The 9,476-nt window shown below is 62.2% G+C and carries 12 protein-coding genes; 1 reads left to right on the top strand and 11 read right to left on the bottom strand.

The annotated features are described in order from the left end of the window. Positions 1-8: 8 nt before the first annotated feature. Positions 9-515, bottom strand: a complete 507-nt coding sequence (locus C6Y53_RS06575) for a phage major tail tube protein (protein ID WP_106471712.1) — start codon at positions 513-515, stop codon at positions 9-11. Beyond that, entirely contained in the window at positions 515-1,702 is a 1,188-nt protein-coding gene (locus C6Y53_RS06570) for a phage tail sheath subtilisin-like domain-containing protein (protein WP_106471711.1), read from the bottom strand. Before C6Y53_RS06570 ends, C6Y53_RS06575 begins: the two co-directional genes overlap by 1 nt. Before the next feature lie 152 nt (positions 1,703-1,854). Between C6Y53_RS06570 and C6Y53_RS06565 the strand changes: the two genes are divergently transcribed. Then, a complete protein-coding gene (locus tag C6Y53_RS06565; protein ID WP_149615474.1) occupies positions 1,855-3,222 on the top strand; it encodes a KAP family P-loop NTPase fold protein in 1,368 nt (455 codons plus the stop codon). Positions 3,223-3,248: 26 nt separating this feature from the next. On the opposite strand, the gene C6Y53_RS06560 is transcribed toward C6Y53_RS06565, so the two are convergent. From C6Y53_RS06560 to C6Y53_RS06520, 9 genes are read right to left on the bottom strand one after another with little or no spacing between them, the layout of a single operon-like run. Next, on the bottom strand, positions 3,249-3,569 hold the full coding sequence (locus tag C6Y53_RS06560; protein WP_106471709.1) for a BppU family phage baseplate upper protein: 321 nt from the start codon (positions 3,567-3,569) through the stop codon (positions 3,249-3,251). 2 nt (positions 3,570-3,571) lie between these two features. Continuing rightward, on the bottom strand, positions 3,572-5,185 hold the full coding sequence (locus C6Y53_RS06555) for a hypothetical protein (protein WP_106471708.1): 1,614 nt from the start codon (positions 5,183-5,185) through the stop codon (positions 3,572-3,574). 1 nt (position 5,186) lies between these two features. Beyond that, a complete protein-coding gene (locus tag C6Y53_RS06550) occupies positions 5,187-5,675 on the bottom strand; it encodes a hypothetical protein (protein ID WP_106471707.1) in 489 nt (162 codons plus the stop codon). A 2-nt stretch (positions 5,676-5,677) separates the two neighbouring features. Continuing rightward, positions 5,678-6,061: a phage tail fiber protein gene (locus C6Y53_RS06545; RefSeq protein ID WP_106471706.1), complete on the bottom strand. Its 384-nt coding sequence runs from the start codon at positions 6,059-6,061 to the stop codon at positions 5,678-5,680. 30 nt (positions 6,062-6,091) lie between these two features. After that, entirely contained in the window at positions 6,092-6,706 is a 615-nt protein-coding gene (locus C6Y53_RS06540; protein WP_106471705.1) for a hypothetical protein, read from the bottom strand. A 9-nt stretch (positions 6,707-6,715) separates the two neighbouring features. Further along, positions 6,716-7,672, bottom strand: a complete 957-nt coding sequence (locus C6Y53_RS06535; RefSeq protein WP_106471704.1) for a DUF2793 domain-containing protein — start codon at positions 7,670-7,672, stop codon at positions 6,716-6,718. Next, entirely contained in the window at positions 7,672-8,241 is a 570-nt protein-coding gene (locus C6Y53_RS06530; protein ID WP_244614955.1) for a phage tail protein I, read from the bottom strand. Before C6Y53_RS06530 ends, C6Y53_RS06535 begins: the two co-directional genes overlap by 1 nt. After that, the gene (locus C6Y53_RS06525) at positions 8,234-9,136 is read right to left on the bottom strand and encodes a baseplate assembly protein (protein ID WP_106471703.1); all 903 of its coding nucleotides are present in this window, start codon (positions 9,134-9,136) and stop codon (positions 8,234-8,236) included. The genes C6Y53_RS06530 and C6Y53_RS06525 overlap by 8 nt, the downstream gene beginning before the upstream one ends. Then, positions 9,133-9,471 carry a GPW/gp25 family protein gene (locus C6Y53_RS06520; RefSeq protein ID WP_106471702.1) on the bottom strand — a complete coding sequence of 113 codons (339 nt, stop codon included), beginning with the start codon at positions 9,469-9,471 and terminating at the stop codon, positions 9,133-9,135. The genes C6Y53_RS06525 and C6Y53_RS06520 overlap by 4 nt, the downstream gene beginning before the upstream one ends. Between the last annotated feature and the right edge of the window lie 5 nt (positions 9,472-9,476).

The raw sequence follows: 9,476 nt of genomic DNA, 5'->3' as shown, positions 1-9,476 counted from the left end.
ATCCCTCCTTACAGGCCGATGTTGGCGCGATGTTCGGCGAGCTGATCGACACCGTTGATGACACGCACCAGGTTGATGACGTCGATTTCGTTGATCGTCCGTTGGCCGTGGACCTCGCGGTAGTAGCGCAGGCTCACGGTGCAGGTCAGCGACGGTTTGTTGCCGGAACCCCAGGTGCCACGGGCAAGCGAAATCATCTTGCCGTGCATGTGATGGGCGACGGGGGTTGTGGCACCGTCCAGGTTCTCGAGCGAACCACGGGCGGTGAGCTGGAACGGGGCGCCGATCTTTACGCCCCAGAGCGCCAGCACGTCGGCGTCGTAGGACGTAAGGACGAAGGAGCAGGTCATCTTCTCCTGGCCCATGTCGATGTCGATCGGCGCGTCCATGCCGCCGCCGCGGAACTCTTCGGTCGAGACGGTGAGATCGGGGGGATTGTATTCCTCGATCTTGCCGGCATAGCCACGGCCGTCGACGATCAGGTTCAGATACTTGAGAATGTCCTCGGCAGCCATCAGTTAAAGACCTCCTGGATGTAGTCGTTGACGAGATGCGACTGGAACGTGATGTGCTCGGCCGGGTAGATCGGCGTGAAGTCGAAGTTGAAGAAGACCTTGCCGAGCTGGATGTTTGCAGCCGAGTTGAGGTCTGGGTCGGCCCAGCATTTGCCGCCCAGGATTGCCCCCATTGCGACGAGGTCGCGGAGATAGGCGTTCACGCCTTCCTCGACGTCCTCGACGTAGGTTTTCGTGATGCCGCGATCGACGGCCCACAGATGCGCGCGCAGCAGCGAATCGTTGATGATATCCGCGGTGCGGCGGACACTCAGGAACACCCACTTGGTATCGGCGGTCAGCGACCGGTTGCCCCACAGGCGATATCCGTTCTGCCGGATCGTGGTGGCGACCTTGTTCTCGTTCAGCAGGTTGGCGCGGGATGTGGCATCGCCGAGCTTGAAATCGACAGGGCGGCTGGTACCGATGATGCCGCTGATCAGATGGTTGGACGGAGAGGCCCAGAACCCGGTTTCGTTGTCGACCTTGGCGATCAGTCCGGCGACACGCGCAGAGGGGGGTTGATCGACCACGGTTTCACCAACCATCACCTTGTGCCAGGGATCGACCATGTAGATCCGGTCGGACCCGAAGTCGCCTGCTGCGGTGTAGGCGGCAGCGTCAGTGGTGTTCGGGCCGTCTGCAACGATGACGGCGCGCAAGCGATCGGCGATACCCTGCAGTTCGGCCACAACCGGGTTTGCCAGCTCGCCGGGACGCTGGTGAGTGAAGCCGGGCGCAATCAGGACACGAGGGGAATATCCGACCACGCTCTCGGCCCCCACGAGGGCATGGACACCCTCGAGGTTCCCGTCGCCGGCGTTCACGCCACCGACCACGTTTGCAATCGTTTCCGTTTCGTCGGCACCTTCCTCGACGCGGACGACAATTACCACGGCCCCGATCTGATCGAAGATGCCGTCCAGCGCGGCGGGGAGGGTGCCATTGCCGGTGCCCACTGTGTCTAGCCCCGCGGCCTCTTTGCGCGAGCCTGCGACCAGGACGGGTGTGTCGAGCGGAAAGGCCTGGGCATCAGCGTCGGGGGCGGTGCCCACGATACCGATCACCGAGGATTTGACCGTCTGGATCGGACGGGGGCCTGCGTCGATTTCGATAACCTCGACGCCGTGAAGGAAGGATGCGGGCATGCTGACCTCGTTTTCGGCGGTGCTCTTGGGCAGAGCATTCCACCGGGCCCGGGCTTATTCCTCTGGCGGTTCCCCCGCTGCAGTTGCTACAGGTCGTGGCCGTAGGCGGCGGGGTTACTGTCGCAAAGGTCGACAAGTCGAAAGAAAATGACATGAAGCTCCATCCGCCCGATCCCGAGATAGACCTCTACGAGACCGGCTTTGGCGCCGCCGATCCGTTTAGTCGGATCGAAACGGGCAAGTCTCTCTCAGACCTTGTGGAAAGAGTCGAGGACCCGCTTGTCGTTGCACTTGATGGTGGATGGGGCAGTGGCAAGACGTGGTTTCTGAAACGTTGGGTAGGAGCTCACAGGCTCGAAAACGATGGCCGCGCGAACACAGTCTATTTCGACGCCTTTGCTCATGATTTCATGGATGATCCGTTAATCGCCCTAACGGGCGTAATTGGTGATCGCCTTCCCCAGAAGGACGAGACGAAGGCTTGGTCCAAGGTGAAGAAGGCGGCTGCCAGGCTTACAAGACCGGTCGTCCGTATCGGGTTGGCTGCCGCCACCGGCGGGGCAACAGAATTTGCTGGACCTGTTATGGACGCCGCAGTTGAGGCGACCAGCAAAGAGATTGAAGCAGCCACAAGGGCTTTCTGGTCACGCGAGGATGGCAAGCGAGCCGCGATGGAGCAGTTTCGTGCTGCCTTGGTCGAGTTGACCAACACGGGGGTTATGGAACACGAAGATCCAGTTCCGCTTGTCGTGGTCGTGGATGAACTCGACCGCTGCCGCCCGGACTACGCGCTGGCACTCCTGGAAATCATCAAGCACTTCTTCTCGGTACCCAACGTCCATTTTGTGCTCGGTGTCAGCCTCGAAGCCCTCGGGCACAGCGTCAGGGCACGTTACGGAACCGGGATAGACGCTGATCGGTATCTACGCAAATTCATCTCGATTTCTCTGCAACTCCCTGAAAACTCAAACGACCACAACAACAAGCCGTTTGTCATGAGCTATTTCCACCAAATGGCCACGAGAATGGGAATTGGCTCAAAGACGATCGAGATTTTCGACCGACATCTGGATTTGGTTGCCGGATCGCAATCGCTCACGATGCGCGATATGAACCAAATCCTGAGCAGACTGGCGTTAGTGAAATCCAGCGTCTTCTCTCGATCGGCATGGGGATGGGGCGAAGCTCTGAGCTCAATGATCCTGTTCCGCTTCGCCGAACCGGCAATGGAACGGAAAGCTCTGGATGGCAACCTCACAGTGGGCGAGGTGCGGGCATTCTACGGCATCAGTAGCGATATGCTCGATGAAGACAAGAAAGATACCTTCAAGCGTTCAGCTTCGGTGATCTCATCGCTTTGGGAGTTCGTTATCACCAACGGCGCAAAGCCCGAAAAATACCGCGATCAATTTTCCAAGGGATTCGACACAACTTGGGGAATAGATAACGCGCGAGATGTGCCGCACATTGTCCTTAGAGACTATTTGGACAAGTTCATTCTTCTGGTGCAAAAGCAGTAGAATCTAGCCCGTGAGACCAGACAAAATCAGGCGATATCACTCACTACCTCGATCAACCAATGACGGTTGTTTGGGCACGTCTCCACGCCGCCGCCGGCGTCGGTGACCTCGATCTCGGCGGCGTAGGCGCCGGGCTGATCAGTATCACCAACAGCCCATTGGTAGCGAACCAGACCGGCCGGGGCATCCACGATGATGCAGGGAGCATCGACAACGACCTTGCCATTGCGCGCCAGGTGCAGCCGGGCGGTGGCGCCGGTCAGATCCACCGGATTTCCTTTCGCATCCATCAGCACCGCTTCCAGTGCCGGTCTGGTGTCGCCCTGTTTGATGTAAAAATCCGCCATGTCTACCTCCTCTGCAAACGCCAGCGATTTCGGCTGAGTGCCAGCTCCGTGCGCTGGGTGATGCCGCCGACGCGGGCCGCGCGGCCGTCGATGCCATCGCCGACCGCTAGCACCGCAGACGATGATCCTGCCGCCGTTGCCCGGGCCGTGGCGATCAGGCTTGGTGAGGCCAGGGCCGCTGCTCCGCCCCCGGCATGGGCCGCCAGAGCGACTGTGCGATAGGGCGAGGCTGTCGCGGTTCCTTCGCCTGCTGTCTGCGCGGCGGCGCGGCGGACACGCTGCGCACTGACCTGGGCGCTGCCGCCGCCGGTAGCCGTGGCCGAAACAAGCTTCGCTTCGGTGTCTGGGGCGAGGCTGGCGGTGGATGAGCCAGTGACCGTGGCAGTGGCCCTGCGGATCGCGACCGCATCGGCCGAAGCGGCGGCCGCCCCGATTGCCGTCGCTGTCACAGACCTGACGGCAATGGCCGACAGCGCGGCGCTCGATGCCCCCGCCGCGGTCCCGCTGGCCTGCTGTGGAACATCGCCAATGCTCATGGTCGCGGCTGAACCGCCGCCAATCGTTCCCGTTACATTGCGAACAGCCGTGGCATCCGCTGCCGCCAGAGATGTTGCGAATGCCGCGCCGGCCGCCGCCTTGATCACCGTTGCGACCAGACTTGCGGTGCTGCCGCCAACCGCTGAACCAGATCCCCGCCGCACTCTTGTAGCCGAAGCGGTCGCGGCGCTCGATCCCGCCGCCGTGGCGCTGGCTGACTTGACTGGCGTTCCGCTCAATCCCGCTGATGCGGCCCCGGTTGCAGCCCCGGAAACTGACCTTACTCTGGTCGCGGCAAGCGTTGCCGTGCCTGCACCAGTCGCACTGGCCGTCGCGTCATATGTCGTCCCGCCGCTGCTCGGAACCGATGCCCCCGGCGGCAACATGATCTCCGACAGAACCACACCACCATTTTCGACGTCGAAGTGATTTCCATTGCCGGAGTTGTCTGCTCCCGGGTTGGCTTCGTCTTCACCCCGCAGGGCATAGATCAGTGCCGCTTCGGCGGCCGCGTCGAACACCTTCGCTTCACCGATCGACGTGTCGCAGCCCAGCTCGTCCAGGCTCCACAGGCCATCCACGAGAGCGAAGCCGAAAAGATAGGCCTGGAACCCATCGTCAGATACGCCACCGGAACCTCCGGGGTCATCGGCCAGCACATAATGCACTTCATCGCCCTCGATAGACGACGCTACCGATGATGTGTTGTGCGATGCGGTGCCTGTCGAGTCGTCGCCTGTCCGGTAGATCTCGACAGAAGCATCATATGTGCCGTCGAAATTAAGGCCGAACCTGCACGCAACAAAGCACCACTCATTCAGGGGCAGTGCGACCGCCGCGCCTGAGCTGCTGCCGGAGTTGCCGTATCGCACCCGCAAATCGCCGCTGACCACGAATATCTGGCAGTCGCCGTCCTGGTTGGCCCAGATGGACCGGTAGTTGTTGGTGCCTGTGCTGTAGACCGCAAAATATGCGGAAAACGCGGCACCCGCCCCCAGCCCCGGAATGACCGCAGCCGAGTGCAGGCCGGTATTGGGCGCGGCGGATGCCGAATAGAGGCTGCGGCCGACGACCGACATATCAGGCGCCGACGGCCTCGAATTCCGTGATCAGCGCGGCCAGCTCCGCGCAGGATCGCAGTGGCGCCGCCTTGGCCGCCGGTATGGCGGTCGCATAGGCCAGCCCCTTGGTCTGGATCCCCTCGTGATCGTGGATCACCAGCCCGAGCACCTCCGGCCCGGTCAGGGTGGCGATCATCGCATCGAGCCGCGCGTTCCAGGCCGCCGAAGCGGATTCCAGAACGACCGCCTGTGCCTGGAACGCGGCGATCGACAAGGGGCCATTGACCGAGGCCATGTAAGCCTCGGCCGGACCGGGCGCTTTCGCGGCCTCGGTCAACACTTGAAACGTCTGGTATTTGGACGACCGCAGCCCCTGCTGCACGGCGTGAAGATCGCGCATCGATAGATCTCCGCTGCCGTCACGCACACGGCGCAGGGCCTCGGCCGCCGAGATCACGGACCGCACGCAGCGATCCATGACGTGGGGAAACTGGCTCAGGGTGGCCATGGTCAGGCCTCGTTGATGACGAGAGCGGCGGGCGGGAACTTCACCTCGTCATTGATGCCGTAGCTCTTGGTCTCGTCGAGCGCACCCTGGTAGAGGCAATTGCCTGCGCTGTTGGCGTCCCACACCGAGAAATGACTGACGCTGCCCCAACTGGCCGTGGCGGGGCCAAACAGGATTTGCGCGTCATTGGTGGCGGCGTCACCGGTGACGCTGAAGGTGGCGGCCTGGCGGGTATAGCCGTTGCCGGCCAGTTCAGCATTCGTGCCGTCCTCGCCCGGTGCGCCGGTGTGCAGCGCGACATACCAGGCTGTCGGGCGCGTCACCGGGTCTGTGGTGAGCAGGAACGTCAGCGCCAGCGTTTCGGCATAGTTGGATTTTGCAGACATTGGTCAGTCCTCTGTTGTGCGGGTCAGGTGCTAGTCGTTCAGCTGTTCGAGAGTGGTGACGATTTGCGCCTCCAACGCGCCGATCTGACTGACGGCATCGCCCAGCGCTTCGGGGGTTTCTGCGGCTGCAATTTGCGTTTCCGCCAATCGCTCCATGCCCTCGACGCGCTGGGTTGCCTTGAACAAATCGGCATTCATCGTGAGCGCCCGATCGCGGACATCTTCGGCAGTTTCGCCGGTGATATCAGCCTCGATCTGAAATGCGTCTCTGGCAATTGCAGCAATCGCGGCGAATGGCCCGGTAGGGTCAGCGCCGGCGGCTTCGTGCGCCATCCACATCATCGCATATGGCATTTTCACTGCCCACGCGATGGCGCGCTGCAATGTGGCGGAGCCAGCAATTCCCTCGCGCAGTTCGACCGCAGACCGTTGCGCCTCTGACAAGGCTTCCGCCTTGGCACTCTTGAACTGATCGGTCGCGGCCTCGGCTTCCAGTTGCGCAAGCGCGGAATATGCCGCAGACGCCTCGCCCTGGGCCAGAACGATGGTGCGACCGGAAATCTGCAGCAACTCAAAACCTGCTTCGCGCAACAGGCGCGCGGCGGTGGCGTGAAGCTCGGGTGAAACCTCGATCTCAATGGACATGGCGACCTCTTATGCAGGTGGTGTGTAGGGCAGAAGGCGGTAGAATTGCGCCCTGGAACCGCTGTTGATCTTGGCCTCGCCAGAGGCATGGCGGTGGTAGAATTCGATGTAGTCGCCGGGTGTCGTCATGAGCGCGAAATTCGTCAACGTCACAACGTTCCCGCCGCCGGTGGTGGAGCCCATAAAGTAGTCGGCGATGGTCGTGCCGTTCTTCCTGGTCTGCCCCTGTTCGGAAGTTTCACCAGCAAGGTTGATCGCGTTCACGACGCCGTAGACACCCAGCGACGAAGCATCGACGGTGAATCGCGCGCCATCCCACAGGGTGCCCGCGTTGCCACCCTTGACCACCATGTTCTCGCAGCGGGTGTAGACGTCTTCGGGAACGACCTGATCGGTTTCGCCGGCGTTCGACAGTTCGAGATAGAGCGGCAGGCCGGCGCTGCTCAGCCCCATGGCCGCTGCCAATGTTGCAGGTGTGACCGCCAGATCATTGGCCTCGCCGTGCAGCGCCTCAGTGGCGGTGGCCAGGCGGACGGGCCCGGGTCGGGCGTCGGTGGCCTGCCAGGGCAACCACACCCCACCAGTCTGATTCCATCGCCAGTCGTCACCGGCAGCGTCGGTAATCGTCATACCGTTCGGCGGTGCGGTAATCAGCCAGGCATCCCCGCTCCAGATTGCAACTTCGCCGTCACGTCCGGCCCACGCCCCGGTCGGAGTGTCGCCAATGACCCAGACCACACCCGCCACCGGCACGCCGGGCGGATCGTTCGAAATCGCTTGCACCGTCCGGTGCGCACCGGAGATCAAGGACTTCAGAAAGCTCGTGCGATTGGCGGTTTCCTGGAGACCGATGTTTGGGCCGCCGACGCGGGTTGCCCTGTTCGGTACGCCAGCCATTACCGGATCGGTGTTTTCCAGCTGGAATATTCCCGCCGGCCAGATGGGTGTCTCGGTCAAATCTGCCATCAGGCAACTCCATAGGAATAGGCGCCGTCGTAATCGATGGTGCCGTCATAAGTGTGGGCAACCTCCGTGAAGTGGAGGCCGGCCAGGTGGCATCGCGCTGGGGCGACGTTCTTCAGGATCGCGCGCAGCTGCTCAGCCTGCGCAATGGTGATCGGCCTGACCAGATAGACGCGGTACTCGGCCCAGTGATCGGGGGCGCCATAGGTCTCGGCACCGTCGTAGGTGAGTGTTCCGTCATAGATGTAGCCACCCCAGCCTTCGACGATTGCCGCCACGCCAAATCCGAAGGCCGCAATCGCATCGCGCACGGACGCGACCGATCCTTTCCTGCGGTGGATTTCGATCGACGCGGCCACAGCTGCACGCTTCGTCCCTTCTGGCCAGGACGCATCCCAGTTATCGACCGAGAGCGCCCAGGCCAGCCACGGCAAGAGGGTCGCCGGGCAGCTATCCACGTTCCAGAGCTTCGTGGTTGGTAGCGGCAGGCCCGCCTGGCGCGACGAGAACTGTTCGAGGGCATACTCGATGGGCTGTGCGTTGGGTGGCAGAAGCGTAGGCAGATCAGACATCGTATCCACCGACGGAGACCGTGACCGAAGTGCAATGGGCCGCTTCCGAGGCCGCAACGATAATATCGGCAGCCGGGCTGGTAAGCGTCACGTTCTGAACACCAACCTGGTGCAGCGCCGCATGTAGACCGGAAACGGTAATGTCATGCCCGAGCCGGTGGTGATCAATCACATAGGCTGTCACGGCATCCTCTGCGGCCTGCCGTACAACCTCCGAATCCGGCCCCTCGTAAAGCGTGAGCGCCGCCTCGAGCGTGTAGGCGGTGATCGTCGCCGCCTGGACGTCGACTGTGTCGCAGACCGGGCGAACCTCATCGTCGTTCAGCTGCGCCGAAACCGCAGCCAAAAGAGGGGCGTCTGCCGTTCCGTCGCCCTCGGTCGATAGCACCGTAATCTGCACTTCGCCGGGTGTGTCCGAGGCGACATCGATATCCTTGACCTTTGGCGAAGCGGCCAGCCCCCAGAAGACATATGAACCCCTGGAGCCAGCGGTGGTCATACCTTCGGGCGCCAACTGGACGCGTTGCCGAAACCGCGCATCGTCCTCGAGGATCTCTGGCACCGGCGGGACGGCGTCCTCGTCCGCCTCTTGCACAACCTGTCGCTCTACTCCGTAGAAGGTCGCCAGGTGGTCGAGCTGGGCGCCGGTTGCAAAGGCGAGCATGTTTCCGCGGGCCGCGTCATCGACTTCAGCGCGCACCAGCATTTCGCGATAGGCCCAGGCCTCAAGCACTTTTGAGAGCGGCTCGCTTTCGAGCGCCAGCACCGGTTCAAGTGTCGGCTCCCGGCCGATCAGCCATGCCTTCACCTCGGCGAGAATCGTTTCAAACGCCTTCCGATCTACAATTTCGGGCGCGGGCAGCTTGTCCAGATTGATGGCGGTAAACGCGCTCATCCGACCTCGATCCCCTCGATCGAGACCTCGCGGCCATCGGGCAGATAGCGGCCGGTGAGGTCGATAATGATATGTCCGGGCTCATAGGTTCGAAGCTTGACGTCCTCGACCTCGATGCGCGGTTCCCAGGTGATCAACGCCTCGGCCGTTGCCGCGATGATCGCGAGCCGCGTTGCCGATGAATAAGGGGTGTCGATCAAGTCAAAGAGACGGGAACCATAGTCGCGGCGCATCACGCGCGACCCCAATGGTGTCGTCAAGATATCCCGGATGGACTGGCGAAGGTGATCTATTCCGCCGAGTTTCCGGCCAGTGGTGGCGCTGATCCCGTACATGCGGC

This window comes from Pukyongiella litopenaei, assembly GCF_003008555.2.
In the GTDB taxonomy this organism is placed as follows: domain Bacteria; phylum Pseudomonadota; class Alphaproteobacteria; order Rhodobacterales; family Rhodobacteraceae; genus Pukyongiella; species Pukyongiella litopenaei.
The sequence above is the reverse complement of the archived record's forward strand: the minus strand, read 5'-3'. Positions and strand labels throughout refer to the sequence as shown.

What these genes read in the sequence shown, in the direction of transcription:
- C6Y53_RS06560 (WP_106471709.1), bottom strand. Translation starts at nt 3,569, where the DNA reads ATGGCGGATTTTTACATCAAACAGGGCGACACCAGACCGGCACTGGAA.
- C6Y53_RS06545 (WP_106471706.1), bottom strand. Translation starts at nt 6,061, where the DNA reads ATGTCTGCAAAATCCAACTATGCCGAAACGCTGGCGCTGACGTTCCTG.
- C6Y53_RS06555 (WP_106471708.1), bottom strand. Translation starts at nt 5,185, where the DNA reads ATGTCGGTCGTCGGCCGCAGCCTCTATTCGGCATCCGCCGCGCCCAAT.
- C6Y53_RS06520 (WP_106471702.1), bottom strand. Translation starts at nt 9,471, where the DNA reads ATGTACGGGATCAGCGCCACCACTGGCCGGAAACTCGGCGGAATAGAT.
- C6Y53_RS06530 (WP_244614955.1), bottom strand. Translation starts at nt 8,241, where the DNA reads ATGTCTGATCTGCCTACGCTTCTGCCACCCAACGCACAGCCCATCGAG.
- C6Y53_RS06565 (WP_149615474.1), top strand. Translation starts at nt 1,855, where the DNA reads ATGAAGCTCCATCCGCCCGATCCCGAGATAGACCTCTACGAGACCGGC.
- C6Y53_RS06550 (WP_106471707.1), bottom strand. Translation starts at nt 5,675, where the DNA reads ATGGCCACCCTGAGCCAGTTTCCCCACGTCATGGATCGCTGCGTGCGG.
- C6Y53_RS06535 (WP_106471704.1), bottom strand. Translation starts at nt 7,672, where the DNA reads ATGGCAGATTTGACCGAGACACCCATCTGGCCGGCGGGAATATTCCAG.
- C6Y53_RS06540 (WP_106471705.1), bottom strand. Translation starts at nt 6,706, where the DNA reads ATGTCCATTGAGATCGAGGTTTCACCCGAGCTTCACGCCACCGCCGCG.
- C6Y53_RS06570 (WP_106471711.1), bottom strand. Translation starts at nt 1,702, where the DNA reads ATGCCCGCATCCTTCCTTCACGGCGTCGAGGTTATCGAAATCGACGCA.
- C6Y53_RS06525 (WP_106471703.1), bottom strand. Translation starts at nt 9,136, where the DNA reads ATGAGCGCGTTTACCGCCATCAATCTGGACAAGCTGCCCGCGCCCGAA.
- C6Y53_RS06575 (WP_106471712.1), bottom strand. Translation starts at nt 515, where the DNA reads ATGGCTGCCGAGGACATTCTCAAGTATCTGAACCTGATCGTCGACGGC.